The sequence below is a fragment of the Sphaerisporangium sp. NPDC051011 genome, assembly GCF_040653595.1.
Lineage (GTDB): Bacteria > Actinomycetota > Actinomycetes > Streptosporangiales > Streptosporangiaceae > Sphaerisporangium.
This window is the reverse complement of the sequence record NZ_JBFAGG010000015.1, coordinates 127,977-147,106: the sequence shown is the minus strand read 5'-3', so window position 1 is coordinate 147,106 and position 19,130 is coordinate 127,977. Positions and strand designations below refer to the sequence as shown.

General features: G+C 72.2%; 16 protein-coding genes and 1 riboswitch. Of the genes, 11 read left to right on the top strand and 5 right to left on the bottom strand.

Annotated elements, in window-relative coordinates:
* Positions 1-169: 169 nt before the first annotated feature.
* Complete coding sequence (locus tag AB0H21_RS30660; RefSeq protein WP_358523488.1) at positions 170-2,314, top strand: anthranilate synthase component I; 2,145 nt, start codon at positions 170-172, stop codon at positions 2,312-2,314.
* 144 nt (positions 2,315-2,458) lie between these two features.
* Positions 2,459-3,169, top strand: a complete 711-nt coding sequence (gene thyX / locus AB0H21_RS30655) for an FAD-dependent thymidylate synthase (protein WP_358523485.1) — start codon at positions 2,459-2,461, stop codon at positions 3,167-3,169.
* A gap of 106 nt (positions 3,170-3,275) precedes the next feature.
* Here the strand turns inward: thyX and AB0H21_RS30650 are convergent, their stop codons facing one another.
* Positions 3,276-3,581 carry a hypothetical protein gene (locus AB0H21_RS30650; RefSeq protein ID WP_358523482.1) on the bottom strand — a complete coding sequence of 102 codons (306 nt, stop codon included), beginning with the start codon at positions 3,579-3,581 and terminating at the stop codon, positions 3,276-3,278.
* Positions 3,582-3,898: 317 nt separating this feature from the next.
* Positions 3,899-5,017, bottom strand: coding sequence for a globin domain-containing protein (locus AB0H21_RS30645; RefSeq protein ID WP_358523479.1), 1,119 nt, complete (start codon positions 5,015-5,017; stop codon positions 3,899-3,901).
* Positions 5,018-5,574: 557 nt separating this feature from the next.
* On the opposite strand from AB0H21_RS30645, the gene AB0H21_RS30640 reads away from it, so the two are divergent.
* Entirely contained in the window at positions 5,575-6,261 is a 687-nt protein-coding gene (locus AB0H21_RS30640) for a gamma-glutamyl-gamma-aminobutyrate hydrolase family protein (RefSeq protein ID WP_358523476.1), read from the top strand.
* Positions 6,262-6,295: 34 nt separating this feature from the next.
* Here the strand turns inward: AB0H21_RS30640 and AB0H21_RS30635 are convergent, their stop codons facing one another.
* Complete coding sequence (locus tag AB0H21_RS30635; protein WP_358523473.1) at positions 6,296-7,477, bottom strand: acyl-CoA dehydrogenase family protein; 1,182 nt, start codon at positions 7,475-7,477, stop codon at positions 6,296-6,298.
* Between the two features lie 42 nt (positions 7,478-7,519).
* A complete protein-coding gene (locus AB0H21_RS30630) occupies positions 7,520-8,110 on the bottom strand; it encodes a methyltransferase domain-containing protein (protein WP_358523470.1) in 591 nt (196 codons plus the stop codon).
* Between the two features lie 177 nt (positions 8,111-8,287).
* On the opposite strand from AB0H21_RS30630, the gene AB0H21_RS30625 reads away from it, so the two are divergent.
* From AB0H21_RS30625 to AB0H21_RS30590, 8 genes are all read left to right on the top strand, one after another.
* Positions 8,288-8,866, top strand: coding sequence for a CDP-alcohol phosphatidyltransferase family protein (locus tag AB0H21_RS30625; RefSeq protein ID WP_358523467.1), 579 nt, complete (start codon positions 8,288-8,290; stop codon positions 8,864-8,866).
* Between the two features lie 95 nt (positions 8,867-8,961).
* Complete coding sequence (locus AB0H21_RS30620) at positions 8,962-11,463, top strand: mannose-1-phosphate guanyltransferase (protein WP_358523464.1); 2,502 nt, start codon at positions 8,962-8,964, stop codon at positions 11,461-11,463.
* Between the two features lie 391 nt (positions 11,464-11,854).
* Positions 11,855-12,361, top strand: coding sequence for an FHA domain-containing protein (locus tag AB0H21_RS30615; protein ID WP_358523463.1), 507 nt, complete (start codon positions 11,855-11,857; stop codon positions 12,359-12,361).
* Between the two features lie 12 nt (positions 12,362-12,373).
* On the top strand, positions 12,374-13,054 hold the full coding sequence (locus AB0H21_RS30610) for a MerR family transcriptional regulator (protein WP_358523460.1): 681 nt from the start codon (positions 12,374-12,376) through the stop codon (positions 13,052-13,054).
* Positions 13,055-13,185: 131 nt separating this feature from the next.
* Positions 13,186-13,656 (top strand): bifunctional nuclease family protein, encoded by a 471-nt coding sequence (locus tag AB0H21_RS30605; RefSeq protein WP_358523458.1) that lies wholly within the window; start codon positions 13,186-13,188, stop codon positions 13,654-13,656.
* A gap of 146 nt (positions 13,657-13,802) precedes the next feature.
* Positions 13,803-14,426, top strand: a complete 624-nt coding sequence (locus AB0H21_RS30600) for a MerR family transcriptional regulator (protein ID WP_358523455.1) — start codon at positions 13,803-13,805, stop codon at positions 14,424-14,426.
* A 163-nt stretch (positions 14,427-14,589) separates the two neighbouring features.
* A riboswitch (glycine riboswitch) is annotated at positions 14,590-14,713 on the top strand.
* A gap of 163 nt (positions 14,714-14,876) precedes the next feature.
* Positions 14,877-17,738 (top strand): aminomethyl-transferring glycine dehydrogenase, encoded by a 2,862-nt coding sequence (gcvP, locus tag AB0H21_RS30595; protein ID WP_358523452.1) that lies wholly within the window; start codon positions 14,877-14,879, stop codon positions 17,736-17,738.
* Between the two features lie 105 nt (positions 17,739-17,843).
* Entirely contained in the window at positions 17,844-18,713 is an 870-nt protein-coding gene (locus tag AB0H21_RS30590; protein WP_358523449.1) for a hypothetical protein, read from the top strand.
* A gap of 6 nt (positions 18,714-18,719) precedes the next feature.
* Here AB0H21_RS30590 and AB0H21_RS30585 read toward each other — a convergent pair whose 3' ends face one another.
* Positions 18,720-19,097, bottom strand: coding sequence for a hypothetical protein (locus AB0H21_RS30585; protein WP_358523446.1), 378 nt, complete (start codon positions 19,095-19,097; stop codon positions 18,720-18,722).
* Between the last annotated feature and the right edge of the window lie 33 nt (positions 19,098-19,130).

Below are 19,130 nucleotides of genomic sequence, written 5' to 3'. Positions count from 1 at the left end.
CGCACCGGGGGCCGCTAGCATGCCAGCATGCGAAAGACCCCTTCTGCTCAGTGGTGGCGCCCCGCATAGGCGGCGCGACTTTCGCATACCTACGGACGGCCGCCCCGGGAGGCGGCCGTTTTTCGTGCCCGCCCGGGGCAAATCGAAGATCAAGAAGGGCGGGGCAAGGGTGGAAACGAGCGCATATACCACCGCTGGTGGCATCAAGGTCGAGGTGACGACCGCCGACGTACCCGAGTCGGTGCTGGAGGACGTCGTCTCCTCGCTCGGCGAGCGTCGCGGCGGCGTGCTCTCCTCCGGAATGGAGTACCCCGGCCGCTACAGCCGATGGCACCTCGCCTACGTCGACCCGGTGCTGGAGATCGTCGCCCGCGGCCGCGCCATCTCCGCCCGCGCGCTCAACGCCCGCGGCCGGGTCGTCATGCCCGCGGTCACAAGCTGCCTGCTGGCCGTGGGCAAGCCCACCACCGAACCGGCCCCCGACCACGTCGAGGTCCACATCGCCGAGACCGGGGACATCCTCCCCGAAGAGATGCGCAGCCGCCGTCCCACCGTGTTCACCGCGATCCGCGAGGTCATCGCCGCGTTCGCCGGCGAGGACGAGCACCTCGGCCTGTACGGCGCCTTCGGCTACGACCTGGCGTTCCAGTTCGAGCCGATCCGCCGGCGACTCGAACGCGCGGCCGGCCAGCGCGACCTGGTCCTGCACCTGCCCGACCGCGTCATGGTCATCGACCGCAAGCGCGAGACCAGCCGCGAGTACCTCTACGAGTTCACCGTCGACGGCGTCTCCACGCGCGGCCTCGAACGCGCGGGTGAGACGGTCCCGCTGCCCGCCCCGCCCGCCGAGATCCCCGCCGACCCGGTGCGCGGCGACTACGCGGGCGTGGTCGAGGCCGCCAAGCAGAGGTTCCGCCGCGGCGACCTGTTCGAGGTCGTCCCCGGCCAGGTCTTCCACGCCCCCTGCGCCGACCCGGCGGGCTTCTACCGCCACCTGCGCCAGAGCAACCCCGCCCCCTACGAGTTCCTGTTCAACCTCGGCGAGGGCGAGCACCTCGTCGGCGCCTCGCCCGAGATGTACGTCCGCGTCCAGGGCGACCGGGTCGAGACCTGCCCGATCTCCGGCACGATCGCCCGCGGCGCCGACCCCGTGGAGGACGCCGAGGCCATCCGCACCCTGCTCAGCTCCGTCAAGGAGGAGTCCGAGCTCACCATGTGCACCGACGTCGACCGCAACGACAAGTCGCGGATCTGCGTCCCCGGCTCGGTCCAGGTGATCGGCCGCCGCCAGATCGAGCTCTACTCCCGCCTCATCCACACCGTCGACCACATCGAGGGACGCCTGCGCCCCGGCTTCGACGCCCTGGACGCCTTCCTCACCCACATGTGGGCCGTCACCGTCACCGGCGCCCCCAAGACCTGGGCCATGCAGTTCATCGAGGACCACGAGGCGACCGCCCGCCGCTGGTACGGCGGCGCAGTCGGCTACCTCGGCTTCGACGGGGCCATGAACACCGGGCTCACCCTGCGCACCGCCCAGATCCGCGACGGCGTGGCCATCGTCCGGGCCGGCGCCACCCTGCTGTTCGACTCCGACCCCGCGGCCGAGGAACGCGAGACCGAGCTCAAGGCCAGCGCCCTGCTCGGCGCCCTGGCCGCCGTCGGCCGCCCCCAGGACCAGGACCAGGACCACGCCGCCCCGTCCCCCGCGCCCGAGCGGCCGGGCGAAGGCGTGAAGGTCCTGCTCGTCGACCACGAGGACTCCTTCGTCAACACCCTCGCCGACTACTTCCGCCAGTACGGCGCCGACGTCGTCACCCTGCGCCACGGCTTCCCCCTGACCATGCTGGAGGACGTCGACCCCGGCATGGTGGTCCTCTCGCCCGGCCCCGGCTGGCCGTCCGACTTCGGCTGCTCGGCCCTGCTGGACGCCCTGTACGCGCGCGGGCTGCCCGTGTTCGGCGTCTGCCTCGGCCTCCAGGCGATGGTCGAGCAGGCGGGCGGCGGCCTCTCGCTGCTGTCCCACCCCGAGCACGGCAAGCGCGGCCAGGTCGCCCGGGTGGGCGAGAGCGCGCTGCTGGACGGCCTGCCGCAGGAGTTCACCGCCGCCCGCTACCACTCCCTGCACGCCAAGCGGCCCGACGTGAAGGGGTTCACCGTCACGGCCGAGACCCCCGACGGCGCGGTCATGGCCATCGAGGACGTCGAGAACCGCCGCTTCGCCGTCCAGTTCCACCCCGAGTCCATCCTCACCGTCGAGGGCGGGGCCGGGGCCCGGATCATCGCCAACGTGCTGCGGCTGTGCCGGGGTTGAGCCAAGGATCGGGCTGACACGCGGCGGGCACGCCCGGGACGGAGACGGCCCGGGCGTGCCCGCCCACCGCGTCCGCCGCCGGCGGGGTTCCGGACTCGTACTCCAGTACGATGGCGGCGGCCGCAGACGGAGGGGGAACCGAGCGTGGAATTCCTGAGCGATGTGACGGTGGAGCTGGTCAGGCACAGCGCCGCCGACTCCGACGTGGTGTGGGCCGCCCGGGTCTCCACCGCGGGCGAGCAGTCACTGGAGGCCGTCGACCAGGACCCGGAGCGTTCCAAGGGACTGATCAACTACCTCATGCGCGACCGTCACGGCAGCCCCTTCGAGCACAACTCGATGACCTTCTTCATCAGCGCCCCCATCCTCGTCTTCCGCGAATTCCACCGCCACAGGGTTGGCTGGTCATACAATGAGGAGAGTGGGAGGTATCGCGAGCTTCGTCCGGTTTTCTATGTGCCCGGGCGGGAGCGCAAGCTCGTGCAGGAGGGGAAGCCGGGGCGGTACGTCTTCGTCGAAGGGGACGACGAGCAGTACAAGCTGGTGACCGAGACCATGGAGGACTCCTACCGGCGGTCCTACGAGGCCTACCAGGAGATGCTGAAGGCCGGAGTCGCCCGCGAGGTCGCCCGCGCGGTGCTGCCCGTCGGGCTGTTCTCCTCGATGTACGCCACGTGCAACGCCCGCTCGCTGATGCACTTCCTGTCGCTGCGCACCAAGGACGAGCGGGCCACGGTGCCGTCGTTCCCGCAGCGCGAGATCGAGATGGTCGCCGAGAAGATGGAGGCGATCTGGGCCGGGCTGATGCCGCTCACCCACGCCGCCTTCAACGCCGCGGGCCGCGTCGCCCCCTGATCGACGCCTGGCCCCCCCGTCGGCCAGGGCGCCGATCACGGTACCGGCCGCCGCGCCGGTCACGGAGCCGGTCACAGCGCCTGTCACAGCGCCGGTCAGCGGCGGCTCACAGGGCCGGCAGCACGTACACCTCGGCTCCGGGGGGTAAGGCGCAGTCCAGCCCCCCGAGCCGCCGGGCGTTCTCGCCGCAGACGAACATGCTGATGTGACGGCGGATCCCGCCGTACTCGTCGCAGAGGCGTTTTTCCAGCATCGGATGGGTGCGTCGGAGGGTGTGCAGGGCGGCGCCGAGCGTGGGACGGCTCTCGGCGGAGTCCGCCACGGCGAAGACCCGCACCTCGGTCGCTCCGCTGCCCCAGTGGCCGAGCGCGCTGGGCAGCACGAATGTCACGAGCGTGACCGGCTTGGCCATGGGAGTCAGCGCACCGCCGGCGTGGTCTGACGGGCCCGGGCGAAGGGGGGAGAGTGCCGCCGGGGGCCGGCGGCGGGCGGGGTGCCCAGCATGGTCGCCCTTTCTTTCGCGGGGCCGGGCCGCGTCGCCGTTCCCCCCGTCACGGCGTGGCGCCGCCCGGCCGACGTGTCGGCCGCTGCGCGCGGATCGGCATCATCGTGTCACGTCGGCGGGGCGTCCGCCGGACTCCCCGCGATTTGGTGATCAGATCGCCCGGATCGTCCTGCGATATCTGGTTACCCTGCGCGGAAGGCCGGTTTCCGGGCAGGCGCGTGCCCTCATGGTTCGCGGACCGGATCCCGGTGGATCCGGCCAGGCGGCACGCCGTCGTCCTCCAGCAGCCGCACGATCTCGCTCACCATGGCGGGCGGCCCGCAGACGTACACCTCGTGCTCGGTCCAGGAGTGGAACCGGCGCACCGCGTCGGGCAGCGTGCCGCGCATCCCGTCGTAGGCGGGCTCGGCGGACACGACGGGGACGACCCGTAGCCATGGGTAGTGCGCCTCCATCCGGATCAGGTCGCCGAGGTCGTACAGTTCGGCGGCCGTGCGGGCGCCGAACAGCAGGTGGATGTTGGGGCGGTCCCCGGAGGCGATGACGTGCTGGGCGATGGCCTTCAGCGGGGCGAGGCCGGTGCCGCCGGCCACCAGCAGCAGGTCGCGCGGGTGCTCGCCCTCCGGCGGCGTCATGGCGCCGACGGGCGGGCCGAGCAGGACCGAGTCGCCGACGCGCGTCCGGGAGACCAGCGTCGTGCTGACCCATCCGCCGGGGACGGCGCGCACGTGCAGGCGGATGGTGTTGTCCGGGCGGGGCGCGTTGGCGATGGAGTAGGTGCGCCAGACCCGGGGCCAGCGGGGGGTCTGCACGTTGACGTACTGGCCGGCGGCGAAGGGCAGGGGCGCGGCCGGGAGCAGCGTGATGACGGCGAGGCCGGGGGCGCGGGTCTCGTGGTCGACGACCTCCGCGGTCCACCAGGCCGGGGAGACCCCGGCGTCGGCCTCGGCGGCCTCGATCATCATGTTGGCCGCGGCCGTGTAGGCGGCGGCCCACGCCGCCTCGACCTCGGGGGTCCAGCCGTCGCCGACGAAGCGTTTGATCGTGGCCAGGAGCGCGTTGCCCACGGCGGTGTAGTGCTCGGGTAACACGCCGTACTTGCGATGGTCCCGGCCGAGTTGTCCCAGGTAGCTGCGCAGGCTGTCCGGGCTGTCCAGGCTCCAGACGACGCGGGTGAGCGCCCCGAAGAGGCGGTCCCGCTGGACGTCCATGGCGGGCGGGAACAGCCCGCGGAGGAGTGGGCTCTCAGCGAACAGCCTCCCGTAGAAGTACGCGACGGCCTTGCCCATGACGGGCTGGAGGTCCGAGAAACTTTCCTTGACGAGACGCGGATTCAACGACATTTGTCGACGCCACCCTAATAGACCGGAAACGATGTCCGGTCTTGTCGTGCCACCTCCTGACGGTTCCGGGTCGGTGAGCGTCCGGCGGCCCCGGCGCGACCGATCGCTCGAATTGGAGTCTTCCATTCCCTCATGCCCCTCACAACCGTTTCACCACAAGGTGGCGGTAAAGCGAACTGTTCGTAATTGATGGTTGATTCTCCGTAATAGCCGATCAGGACAGCAGGAAAACGGCCTGAATGAGAGATTTATTCGTATTCGATCGTCGAAATCATGGGCCCGCCGCCGGTGCGGGCGAAATGGTGAATCCGTCTCTCATTTCCCCGCCCGCCTGGCGTCCGGCGCGGCGGAGGGGGCGCGGGAGCCCGTGCGGACCGCGCCCGGCGGGCGAGCGGGGCGCTGGGACGGATGTGACTCATGGGGTCAGTGAGACGTGACTGATACCCGGATACGTGACATACCCGGAAATGTTGTGCGCCATGATTGGTCTGCCACCGCTTACTGGGCTGGGTGCCGCCACAGGGCGGCACGACCGTGCGCGAGCCCCTGGAGACCGCATGTCCCGACCGCTTATCGGTATCACCACATATTTCGACGCCGCCCGCTGGGGCAGCTGGGTGCGTGAGGCCGTCCTCTCGCCGCCCGCGTACGCCAAGGCGGTGGACAAGGCGGGAGGCGCCCCGGTGCTGGTCCCGCCGCTCAGCCTGGGCGCCGTGGACGGCTACGTCCGCGGCCTGTCGGGGCTCATCCTCGCCGGCGGCGTGGAGGTCGACCCGGCGGTCTACGGTGAGGAGCGGGACGAGCGGCTCGAGGAGCCCCAGCCGCGGCGCGACAGGTTCGAGACGGCGCTCGCCAAGGCGGCCATCGACGCCGACGTGCCGGTGCTCGGCGTCGCGCGCGGCATGCACGTCCTGAACGTCACCCTGGGCGGCTCGCTGTTCCGGTGGCTGCCCGAGGCCGTCCACCACGACCGGCACGCCGCGAGCACGCCGCACGCCATCCAGGTGAGCGTGTCCAGCAAGGCGGGCAAGGCCATCGGTGACCACATCGAGGTGTCCACGCCCCACCACCAGGGCCTGCGGCGGCTCGGCGCCGGCCTGATGGCCATCGCCTGGGCCGACGACCAGATCGTCGAGGGCGTGGAGCTCCAGGGCCACCGGTTCTGCGTGGGCGTCCAGTGGCACCCCGAGCGGGGCAACGACAACCGTCTGGTGGACGCCCTGGTGGAGGCCGCGATCCCCTGACCCGCGGGGAGGCGCGGCCTCGCCGGGCCGCGCGTCAGAAGCTGCGGGGCAGTCCCAGCACCTGGGTCGCCAGATAGTTCAGCAGAAGTTCCTCGGTGACCGGCGCCACCTTGCCGATCCGCGCGTCCGCCAGCAGGCGGGCGACCGGGTACTCCAGGGAGTACGCCATGCCCCCGTGGGTCTGGAAGGCGTGGTCGGCGGCCTCCCAGGCGGCCTGGGAGGCGGTGAGCTTGGCGATGTTGGCCTCGGTCCCGCAGGGCAGGTGCCGGTCGAACAGCCAGGCCGCCTTGTACAGCATCAGCCGCGCCAGCTCGATCTTGGCCTTCACCTGCGCGAGCGGGAACGCGATGGCCTGGTTGGCGCCGATCGGGCGTCCGAAGACCTCCCGCTCCTTGGCGTAGGCCACGGCCACGCGCAGCGCCACCTCCGCCCCGCCCAGGGCGCTCGCGCCGAGCAGGATGCGCTCGGGGTTGAGGACGTCCCACAGCACCACCGCGCCCTGGTCCACCTGGCCGAGCACGTCGGAGGCGGGGACCCGCAGGTCGTCGAAGAACACCATGTTCGAGGGCGTGGTGTTGGCGCCCATCTTCGGGATCGGCTGGTAGGACAGCCGCCCCTCGGCCACGGCCTTCGGCACGTCCACCAGGAACACGGTGAGCCCGTTGGTGCGGGGCCTGGCCTCGGCCGCCGGGATCGTGCGGGCGACCAGCAGCATCCAGGTGGCCCGCTGGACCCCGGTGATCCAGATCTTCTGCCCGTTGATCACGTACTCGCCGCCGTCGCGGCGGGCGAAGGTGGAGATCGCCAGCGAGTTGGACCCGGCGTCCGGCTCGGTGAGCGCGAAGCACGTCTCCAGCTCACCGGTGGCCAGCTTGGGCAGCAGCGCCGCCTTCTGCTCGGGGGAGCCGTGCCGCGCCAGGGTCAGCGCGCCGAACCCCGGCGTCAGCACGTACGTGAAAGCCGAACCTCCGGCCGAGCCCGAGGCCGACAGCGTCTCGGTCGCCACGGCCAGCTCCAGCAGGCCCTGGCCGCCGCCGCCGTACTCCTCGGGCACGGCCAGGCCCAGCCACCCGCCCTTGGCGAGCTCGGCCCAGACCTCCTCCGGCCAGCGTTTCTCCGCCTCGCACCGCTGCCAGTAGTCCATGTCGTAGCGCGCGCAGATGGCGGCGACGCCGCGACGGACGTCCTCGGCGCTCTCCGGGAGCGTGAAGTCCACCGTGACCTCCAGTGTCTATGGCCGCGCCTTCGGCGCGGCGGGTCAGGCGCGTGGGCGGCGGGCGTGGTAGACGAACGCCGGGGGCAGGTTGCCCCACACCGTGCGGCTCGGCACGACCTCCTCGAAGGCCTCCGTCAGCCGGCGGCGGAACCGCAGGGCCGGGGGCAGCGTGCGGGCGTGGGTGTAGGCGAAGGTCGTGAACGCCCCGTCGTGGCCGAGCACCGCCGTGATGGCCTCCAGCAGCCGGTCCTGCAGCCGGGCCGGGAACGCCGCCCACGGCAGCCCGCTGACCACGACGTCGGCCCGCGTCAGGCCGTGTCGCTCCAGCAGGCGGGGCAGGTCGCAGGCGTCGGCGGCGACGACCGTGGCTCCGGGGTGGCGCTCGGAGAGCCGGGCGGCCAGCACCGGGTTGATCTCGACGGCCAGGTGGCGGCCGCGGCCGCCGAGGCGGCGCTGGATCTCGCCGGTGAACACGCCGGTCCCGGGCCCGAGTTCGACGATCACTGGCTCCCCGCGCTCGGGCACGGGCGAGGCGACCACCCGCGCCAGGCGGAGGGAGCTGGGCGCCACCGCGCCGGTTTTGCCCGGCGATCGTACGAACTGCCCGAAGAAGAGGGCTGTGTCATTGGCCATGCCCACGACCTTAGAGAACGGCGGGGCGTGCTCGCTTCCCCAATGCGGTGGATCTCATGATCGGCTCGGCGTCGGTCTTCAGAAGGAGGGGCGGCGGGCCGCCCGCCCCGCCGCCGCGCGCCGCGCCCCGGTAGGGTCGGCAGCAGATCGACGCGGGGGCATGAGGGGAGCAAGCCGGTGAGATCGGCCGAGGACCGGATCTGGACGGTTCCGAACGTCCTGAGCATGCTGCGACTGCTCGGCGTGCCGGTGTTCCTGTGGCTCGTGCTCGGGCCCAGGGCCGACGGGTGGGCCCTGGCGCTGCTCATGGCGGCCGGGTTCTCCGACTGGCTCGACGGCAAGCTGGCCCGCGCCTGGAACCAGACCAGCCGGCTCGGCAGGCTGCTCGACCCGCTGGCCGACCGGCTCTACATCCTGGCGACGCTGATCGGCCTGACCCTGCGGGAGGTCATCCCGTGGTGGCTGACCGCGCTGCTCGTCGGCAGGGACCTGGTGCTCCTGCTCGGCGTCCCCGTGCTGCGCAGGTACGGCTTCGGCCCGGCCCTGCCGGTCCACTTCCTCGGCAAGACGGCGACGGCCAGCCTGCTGTACGCCTTCCCGCTGCTCTTCCTGGCGTCCCACGACGGCTGGTACGCCGACGTCGCCCGGATCCTGGGATGGGCCTTCGCCATCTGGGGAACAGGTCTTTATTGGTGGGCGGGGGCGCTTTACGTGGTTCAGGGACGCCGGCTCATCGAAGAGGCGAGCCGGGCATGATCGTATCGTCGGGCCGCCTCGGCGGCACCTCACGGCGATCACCCGCGTAAGCGCGGCCGCGTGCCCACCGTGACGAAACTTCCGGAGGGTGATTTGTGAAGGCCGTCGTGATGGCGGGCGGGGAGGGGACTCGGCTCCGGCCGATGACCGCCAACCAGCCCAAACCCCTGCTTCCCGTGGTGAACCGGCCGATCATGGAGCACGTGCTCCGCCTGCTCAAACGGCACGGTTTCACCGAGACCGTCGTCACCGTGCAGTTCCTCGCCGCGCTCGTGCGCAACTACTTCGGCGACGGCGACGAACTCGGCATGAGCCTGCACTACGCCACCGAGGAGATCCCGCTCGGCACCGCCGGCAGCGTGAAGAACGCCGCCGGCAAGCTGCGCGACGAGCGCTTCCTGGTGATCTCCGGGGACGCGCTGACCGACGTCGACCTGACCGACATGATCAGGTTCCACGAGGAGAACGGCGCCCTGGTCACCATCGGGCTCAAGCGCGTCCCGAATCCGCTGGAGTTCGGCATCATCATCGTGGACGAGCACGGCCGGGTGCAGCGCTTCCTGGAGAAGCCCACCTGGGGCCAGGTCTTCTCCGACACGGTCAACACCGGCGTGTACATCATGGAGCCCGAGGTCCTGGACGAGGTCGCCCCCGGCACGGCCGTCGACTGGTCGGGCGACGTCTTCCCCAAGCTGCTCGCCCGCGGCGCCCCGCTGTACGGCTACGTCGCCTCCGGCTACTGGGAGGACGTCGGCACCCACGAGAGCTACCTCAAGGCCCAGGCCGACGCCCTGTCGGGCCGGGTGCGGCTGGACGCCGACGGCTTCGAGCTGTCCCCGGGCGTGTGGGTGGCCGAGGGCGCCTCGGTCGACCCCGACGCCATCCTCAAGGGCCCCCTGTACATCGGCGGCTACGCCAAGGTCGAGGCCGGCGCCGAGCTGCGCGAGTACACCGTCCTCGGCGACAACGTCGTGGTGAAGGAGGGCGCCTTCCTGCACCGCGCCGTCGTCCACGACAACGTCTACATCGGGCCGAGCGCCCACCTGCGCGGATGCGTCATCGGCAAGAACACCGACATCATGACCGGCGCCCGCATCGAGGAGAACGCCGTCGTCGGCGACGAGTGCGTCATCGAGGCCGAGGCCTACGTCTCCTCCGGGGTGAAGATCTACCCGTTCAAGACGATCGAGGCGGGCGCGGTCGTCAACACCAGCGTGATCTGGGAGTCGCGCGGCCAGCGCAGCCTGTTCGGCCCGCGCGGCGTCTCCGGCCTGGTCAACGTCGAGATCACCCCCGAGCTGTGCGTCCGCCTGGCCAGCGCCTACGCCACCACCCTGAAGAAGGGCGCCTCGGTCATCACCTCGCGTGACTCCTCCCGCGCGGCCCGGGCCCTCAAGCGCGCCGTGATCAGCGCGCTCAACGCCAGCGCCATCAACGTGCTGGACCTGGAGGCCGCCCCGATGCCCGTGGCGCGCTTCCACACCTCCAACGAGACCGCCTCGGGCGGCATCGCCCTACGGACCACCCCAGGCGACCCCCAGAGCGTCGACATCGTCTTCATGGACGAGAACGGCGCCGACCTGTCCCAGAACGCCCAGCGCAAGCTGGAGCGGGTCTTCTCGCGCCAGGAGTTCAGGCGCGCGTTCCCCGGCGAGATCGCCGAGCTCAGCTTCCCCGCCAGGGCCGTGGAGGACTACACCCGCGAGCTGCTGCGCTGGGTCGACATGTCCGGCGTGCGGGACGCCGAGATGAAGGTCGTCATCGACTGCGCGGGCGGCACCTCGGCGCTGGTGCTGCCGAGCCTGCTCGGCCGGGTCGGCGTCGACGTCCTGACCGTCAACAACCGCCTGGACGACTCCTCGCCGACCGAGACCCTCGCCGAGCGCCGCAGGGACCTGCAGCGCCTGGCCGAGCTCGTGGGGTCCTCCCGGGCCGCGTTCGGCGTGCGGTTCGACCCGGTGGGCGAGCGCATCTCCCTGGTCGACGAGATGGGCCAGCTCATCAGCGAGGAACGCGCCCAGCTCGTCGTCCTGGACCTGGTGGCCGCCGAGCGCCGCGGCGGCCGCGTGGCCCTGCCGGTGACCACCACCCGCGTCGCCGAGCAGGTCTGCCGCTTCCACGGGGCCCAGGTGCAGTGGACCTCCACCGCCCTGGACGCGCTCACCTCGGCCGCGGCCGACCCCGAGCTGATCTTCGCCGCGGACGGGCGCGGCGGCTTCATCGTCCCGGAGTTCGCGCCCACGGTGGACGGCCTGGCCGCCTTCCTGCGCCTGCTCGGCCTGGTCGCCCGCACCCGCCTGTCGCTCAGCCAGATCGACGCGCGCATCCCGCAGGCCAAGATGCTCAAACGCACCGTGCCGACGCCGTGGGCGGCCAAGGGGGCCGTCATGCGGTCGGTGGTGGAGGCCGCCGACGGCTACCGCCTGGACACCACCGACGGCGTCCGGGTGGTGGAGGAGGACGGCGGCTGGGCGCTCATCCTGCCCGACCCCTCCGAGGCCGTCACCCACCTGTGGGCCGAGGGCGACGACCTGGACGTCGCCCAGGCCCTGCTGGAGCGCTGGGCCCGCGTGGTCGAGCAGGCCGTCGGCACCTGACCGCCCGCCCCCCGCGGCCGCCCGCCCGCGCGATACGGGTTCGATCTGCCCCTGAACCACCGTTACCCACCGGTTCCGGTCACATTCGTCCGGCGCGGCGCATGGACCGCGGGGCCGCGCGGGCGGTAGTTTTGGACCGGCGCAGCGAGCCGGGCAGGAAGGGGAAAGGCGAGCAAGTCGTACACGAGCACTCGCCGGCCCCCGCAGCGAGAGCCCGAGCGAGCCTCACCAAGCATGTCCGAACCCGCGAGCACGCCCTCATCTTGACCTTTGCGACTCATCAGCGTATGTTGCGGCATTCGCAGCCTGAGGAACATGAGAAGCGAAGAACCGAGGCACGCCGCCCTGAGCACCGTCGCCGCGACTTCGCGGTAGGAGGCCGAGCCGATCGATGCCGAGCGTCTACTGCACGCAGTGCGGCAATGCCAACCCTGAAGACGCCCGTTTCTGCTCACGGTGCGGGTCGCCGCTGAGCCGACCCGAGAGCACGCCGGTGGGGGACACGACCTCGACGATCTCCCTGAGCGGGATCGAGGCGATGGACTCGGAGGCGACGGGGCAGACGCTCCTTCCCGACCGCGCGGCCGTCGACCAGCTGCCACCGGGCACGGCGCTGCTGGTGGTGATGCGCGGGCCGAACGCCGGGAGCCGCTTCCTGCTCGACAGCGAGCTCACCACGGCCGGCCGCCACCCCGAGAGCGACATCTTCCTGGACGATGTGACGGTCTCGCGCCGGCACGCCGAGTTCTACCGGCGGGGCGACTACTACACCGCCAGGGACGTCGGCAGCCTCAACGGCACCTACGTCAACAGGGAGCGCATCGAGGAGCTCCCCCTGTCCGGCGGCGACGAAGTCCAGATTGGCAAGTTCCGGCTGGTGTTCCTCACGCGTGGGTGAGGAGGAACGGTGATGAGCGCGCAGGCCGCCCGGGCGTTCATGAGCATCGGGGAGGTCCTCGAGATCCTTCGGGCGGACTTCCCCGACGTCACCGTCTCCAAGATCCGCTTTCTCGAGGGCGAGGGGCTGATCGAGCCCCAGCGCTCCCCGTCGGGCTACCGCAAGTTCACCCACGCCGACGTCGAGCGCCTGCGGTACATCCTCACCGCCCAGCGTGACCGCTACCTTCCCCTCCGAGTGATCAAGGACCACCTGGAGACGGCGGGCCCGGACGGCGCGACCGCGGCCCGGCCTCGTGCCGTCGGGGGCGAGGCCCCGCCCGCCGAGGTCCGGCTCAGCCGCGCCGAGCTGCTGGAGGCCGCCGAGCTCGACGAGGAGACCCTCGCCGAGCTGGAGGACTACGGCCTGCTGACCCCCGTCGCCCGCTGGTACGACGCCGAGGCCCTCACCGTGGCCAGGGCCACCGGCGCGCTGGCCAGGTTCGGCCTGCACCCCCGCCACCTGCGCGTGCTCAAGGCCGCCGCCGAGCGCGAGGCCGGGCTCGTCGAGCAGGCCGTCGCGCCGCTGATGCGCCGGCGCGCCCCGGGCGCGGCCGGCCAGGCGGGGGAGACCGCGCGCGAGATCTCCGCGCTGCTCCAGGAAGTGCGTACCGCCCTGGTGAGGGGCGGTCTGCGGGGCATTCTGAGCCGCTGACGGAGCCGCCCGGACATTTCGGGGTGCGGGGATGTTACGTTGAATTTTGCGGCGATGGTCACGCCGCGAGCTGAGAGCCGCAAGGGAGCAGGCCTGGAACGGGCCGGTGACCCAATGGGACGGAGCCGCGTGTGTTGCAGATGGAGGTCGTGGGGGTTCGCGTGGAGATGCCCACCAACCAGCCCATCGTCCTGCTCAAGGAGGCGAAGGGTGAGCGATATCTGCCGATCTGGATAGGCATGACCGAGGCCACGGCCATCGCCCTGGCTCAGGCAGAGGAGCCGCCTCCCCGGCCGCTCACCCACGACTTGTTCAAGGACGTGATCGAAGCTTTCGGCGTGCGGTTGCAGGCGGTCAACATCGTCGCGCTGCGCGACGGGATCTTCTTCGCCGACCTGGTGTTCTCCAACGGGGTGGAGGTGAGCGCGCGTCCCTCCGACTCCATCGCGCTGGCGCTTCGCACGGGCGCGAGCATCTACGCCAGCGAGGACGTCGTGCGCGAGGCCGGTGTCATCATTCCCGACGACCAGGAGGACGAGGTCGAGAAGTTCCGCGAGTTCCTGGACACGATCACCCCGGAGGACTTCGGCCGTGCGGGTTAGCCATATCGGGCATTTACGCTTCACGACGCGCCGGGCGGGATCGTTGACTGAGCATCGCACCGGTCCTACGGTGCAAGGGAAACCACGGTTGTAATTCACGAACCCCCAGATCAGACCGTGGGATGAGAGAAAGCCGGAGGTCCGCAGTGGCGGTCAGCAGCGGCGAGGGAAAGACGGCCGGCCAGCACGATCCGGCCCAGCGCCGGTCGGCGCGGGAGCGCGCGGGAGAGCAGGGCCTGCTGTTCGACGAGCGGCCGGCGTCGCTGCCCGCCGACGTGGGATACCGCGGCCCGACGGCCTGCTCGGCGGCCGGCATCACCTACCGGCAGCTCGACTACTGGGCCCGCACCCAGCTCGTCGAGCCGTCGGTGCGGGCGGCCCATGGCTCGGGCTCCCAGCGGCTCTACAGCTTCCGCGACATCCTCGTGCTCAAGGTGGTCAAGCGCCTGCTCGACACCGGGGTGTCGCTCCAGCAGATCCGCACCGCGGTGCAGCACCTGCGCGACCGCGGGGTCAACGACCTGGCCCAGATCACGCTGATGAGCGACGGAGTGAGCGTCTACGAGTGCACCTCGGCCGACGAGGTGATCGACCTGCTCGAGGGCGGCCAGGGTGTGTTCGGCATCGCCCTCGGCGGCGTCTGGCGCGAGGTCGAGGGGTCCCTGGCGGAGCTGCCGGGGGAACGGGTCGAGCCGGCCGCCTCGGATTCCGCGGAGGATCACCCGGGTGACGAGCTGGCTCGCCGCAGGAAGGCCCGCAAGACGGGCTGAACGGGCCCGCACCCCTACCGGGGGCCGGGGCAGGGGGTCGCAGTTGTACGCGGTGTGGGGCCGCGCACGGCGAACCCGCAGGCCGGCGGGCCGAGTAACGGAGTGCGGGGACTGGGGTAACCCCCTACCAGGGGCGGGACGGTACAGTTGAGCCGAAGGCTTACGACCCCGCGCGGGAGAGTCCCGGGGAGCGGGCCGGTGCCGCGGCCGCGGCACCGGTGAGCGACCCGGGCGCCGAAGGAGCAACCTCCCCGGAATCTCTCAGGCTCACGTACCGCGCGGGTGAGGCGACTCTGGAAAGCAGGCATGCCCGCCAGGCGTGCCTCACCGACGGTGCAAGCCCCTGCGGGGGTGAAGCTCTCAGGTCGCGGTGATCGCACCGCGCTGACAGAGGGGGAGACGGCAAACGCGCGTGCCACGCGCCGGTCTCTACCCCACTGGAGGGCATCCATGACCGATCGGTCACCGCTTCGCGACCTGTCCGCACCGCCCTTCGCCACCCGGCACATCGGCCCGGCCGACGCCGAGCAGGCGCGCATGCTGGAGGCCGTCGGCTACGCCTCCGTCGCCGACCTGGTGGCCGTCGCCGTCCCCGAGGTGATCCGCGCCGAGGGCCCGCTGGACCTGCCCGGCGCGGCGAGCGAGACCGAGGCCATCGCCGAACTGCGCGCGCTGGCCTCCCGCAACCGGGTGCTCACCTCGATGATCGGGCTCGGCTACCACGACACGATCACCCCCGCGGTCATCCGGCGCAACCTGCTGGAGAACCCCGGCTGGTACACCGCCTACACGCCCTACCAGCCGGAGATCTCGCAGGGCCGCCTGGAGGCGCTGCTCAACTTCCAGACCATGATCAGCGACCTCACCGGCCTGGACGTCGCCGGCGCCTCACTGCTGGACGAGGCCACCGCCGCCGCCGAGGCGATGACGCTGGCCCGCCGCGCCGGCCGCGCCAAGAGCCCGGTGTTCGTCGTGGACGCCGACACCCTCCCGCAGACCAAGGCCGTGCTCGCCACCCGCGCCGAGCCGCTCGGCATCGAGCCGGCCGAGGCCGACCTCTCCGAGGGCCTGCCCGAGGGCGAGCTGTTCGCCGTCCTCGTCCAGTACCCCGGGGCGAGTGGCCGCCTGAAGGACTTCCGCGCCCTCGCCGACGAGGCCCACGCCCGCGGCGCGCTGGTCGTCGTCGCCGCCGACCTGCTCGCGCTCACGCTCACCGAGGCCCCCGGCTTCCTCGGCGCCGACATCGCGGTCGGCTCCTCCCAGCGCTTCGGCGTCCCGCTCGGCTTCGGCGGCCCGCACGCCGCCTACATGTCCGTCCGCGAGGGCCTGCAGCGGCAGATGCCCGGCCGCCTGGTGGGCGTGTCGCAGGACGCCGACGGGCGCCCCGCCTACCGGCTGGCCCTGCAGACCCGCGAGCAGCACATCCGCCGGGAGAAGGCCACCAGCAACATCTGCACCGCCCAGGTCCTGCTGGCCGTCATCGCCGGCATGTACGCCGTCTACCACGGCCCAGAGGGCCTGCGGCGCATCGCCCAGCGCGTCCACCGGCACGCCGCGATCCTGGCGGCCGGGCTGCGCGGCGGCGGCGTCGAGGTCGTCCACGACGCGTTCTTCGACACCGTCCTGGCCCGCGTTCCCGGCCGGGCGGCCGGCGTCGCCGCCGCGGCCCGCGACCGGGGCGTCAACCTGCGCCTGGTGGACGCCGACCACGTGGGCGTCACCTGCGATGAGAAGACCACCGGCGAGCACCTGGCCGCCGTCTGGGAGGCGTTCGGCCTGGACGGGGTCGTGCTGGACGACCTGGACACCGCCGCCTCCGACGCGCTGCCGGCAGAGCTGCTGCGTACCACCGGCTACCTGACCCACCCGGTCTTCCACTCCCACCGCTCCGAGACCGCGATGCTGCGCTACCTGCGCAGGCTGCAGGACAAGGACATCGCGCTGGACCGGTCGATGATCCCGCTCGGCTCCTGCACGATGAAGCTGAACGCCACGACCGAGATGGAGCCGATCACCTGGCCCGAGCTGGCGGGCATCCACCCGTACGCGCCGGCCGACCAGGTCGAGGGCTACCTCTCCCTGATCGCCGACCTGGAGCGCTGGCTGGCCGAGGTCACCGGCTACGCCGCGGTCTCCCTGCAGCCCAACGCCGGCTCCCAGGGCGAGTTCGCCGGACTGCTCGCCATCCGCGCCTACCACCGCGCGGGCGGCGAGCACGAGCGCGACGTCTGCCTCATCCCGTCCTCCGCCCACGGCACCAACGCCGCGAGCGCGGTCATGGCGGGCATGCGGGTCGTCGTGGTGGCTTGCGACGACCAGGGCAACGTGGACGTCGCCGACCTCGACGCCAAGATCGCCAAGCACCGCGACCGGCTCGCCGCGATCATGGTCACCTACCCCTCGACGCACGGCGTGTACGAGGAGACGATCACCGCGATCTGCGAGCGGGTGCACGAGGCCGGCGGCCAGGTCTACGTCGACGGCGCCAACCTCAACGCGCTGGTGGGCCTGGCCAAGCCCGGGGCCTTCGGCGCGGACGTCTCCCACCTCAACCTGCACAAGACCTTCTGCATCCCGCACGGCGGCGGCGGCCCGGGTGTCGGCCCGGTGGCGGTCCGCGCCCACCTGGCGCCCTACCTGCCCGGCCACCCGCTGGAGGACGACGCGCCGGTCGGCCCGGTCTCGGCCGCGCCGTACGGCTCGGCGGGCATCCTGCCGATCTCCTGGGCCTATGTGCGCATGATGGGCGGCGAGGGGCTCAAGGCGGCCACCGAGCAGGCGATCCTGTCGGCCAACTACCTCGCCAGGCGCCTGGCCCCGCACTACCCGGTGCTCTACACCGGCCGCGAGGGCCTGGTCGCCCACGAGTGCATCGTCGACCTGCGCCAGATCACCAAGGAGACCGGCGTCACCGTCGATGACGTCGCCAAGCGGCTGGTCGACTACGGCTTCCACGCCCCCACGATGTCGTTCCCGGTGGCGGGCACCCTGATGATCGAGCCGACCGAGAGCGAGGACCTCGCCGAGCTCGACCGGTTCTGCGACGCCATGATCGCGATCAGGGGCGAGATCGCCAAGGTGGCCTCCGGCGCCTACGACCGGGCCGACAACCCGCTCCGCAACGCCCCGCACACGGCCGACTGCCTGGTGGCCGACGACTGGAAGCACCCCTACACCCGTACCGAGGCGGCCTATCCGGTGCCCGCGCTGCGGGAGGGCAAGTACTGGTCGCCGGTGCGCCGCATCGACCAGGCCTACGGTGACCGCAACCTTGTGTGCTCCTGCCCCCCGCTGGAGGCATACGAGGACTGACGACCGTCCTCCGCCGCCTGTCCCGATCGGCATAATATGTCGCGCGCGACGGCGCGCTCGCGTCGCGAGGCCGGCAGTTCCCCCCGACGCGGAGAAGAGGTCCCGATGGCGGCGCACGAGGTGGAGTCCGGACGGCGGATCGACGACGCGCGAAGGCTCGCCGAGAGCGGCGAGCTGGAGGCCGCGGCCGAGATCTTCGCCGAGCTGGTGGCCGACGACGGAGAGGCCGACCGCGCCCAGGCGGCCGTCGGCCTCGCTCTGGTGCTGGAGCAGCGCGGCGACGTCGCGGGCGCCCGGGCGGCGGCCCGCGCGGCCCTGGCCACCGGGCACCCGGAGTTCGCCGCGCAGGCGGCCTGCCACCTGGCGCGCGGGTTCGAGCGCGAGGACCTGGGCGACCAGGCCCGGGCCGCCTGGCAGGCCGTGATCGGCATCGGCACGCCCGCCTACCTTCCCGCCGCGCACATGGCGCTGGCGCGCATCGCCGCGCGGCGGGGGGACGACGCGGAGGCCGAGGCCGCGCTGCGGGCGGCGCTCGCCACCCGCGACCCCCTGGTGGGCTCCCGGGCGGCCCAGGCGCTGGCCGAGCGGCTCCTCGGCGACGGGGAGCCGGGGGAGGCCGCCGACGTGATCCTGGGGGCGCTGGAGGTGCCCGGGGCCGCCGACGCCGGGCGGCTGCGCGTCCTGCTCGGCATGGCCCACCTGGACATGGCCTGCGGCGAGTTCGCGGCCTCCGTTGAGGGCGCGGTCGAGGGCGGCGGGGACGCCGACGGCACGGCGCTGGCGATCGAGCTGCTGGCGCGCACGCTCCCGCTGCGCGGCCGGGACGAGGACGCCGACGCGGTGTGGGAGTACGGCCTCAGCCACCCCGACGAGGCCGTGGCCGCGCAGGTCCGCCTGCGGCTCGCCCGTGACGAGGGCCCCCACGCCGCCGTCCCGCGCGCGGGGGAGGGGCCGGGGGCCGGGGACGAGGGCTGACCGGCCTCAGCGGCGGCGCCGGCCGAGCGCGGCGGCGACGTTGACGATCACGATGCCCGCCCAGGCCAGGAACAGCCCGCCGGGCCCCGCCTGGTGGGCGGCGATCGCCGTGAGCGGCACGCCGATGCCGAGCGAGCCGAGCGCGATCGGGATCATCGCGTCGACCTGCTTGGGGCCCTTGCCCGGCGGGGGATAGGCGTCGCCGGGCGGCGGGACGTACCCCTGGGGCCCGCGCTGGGCGGCGATCTCGGCGCGCACCCTGGTCTCGATCGAATGGTCGAGCTTCTCCAGGAACGACTCGATCAGGACGTTCTCGTACTCGGGCCCGAGGTCCCGCCGCGCCTCGACGGTGGCGCGCAGCTCGTCACGTGGATTATCCGGCACCGCCCTAATCTGTCACGGCGGCGCGGGTCATGG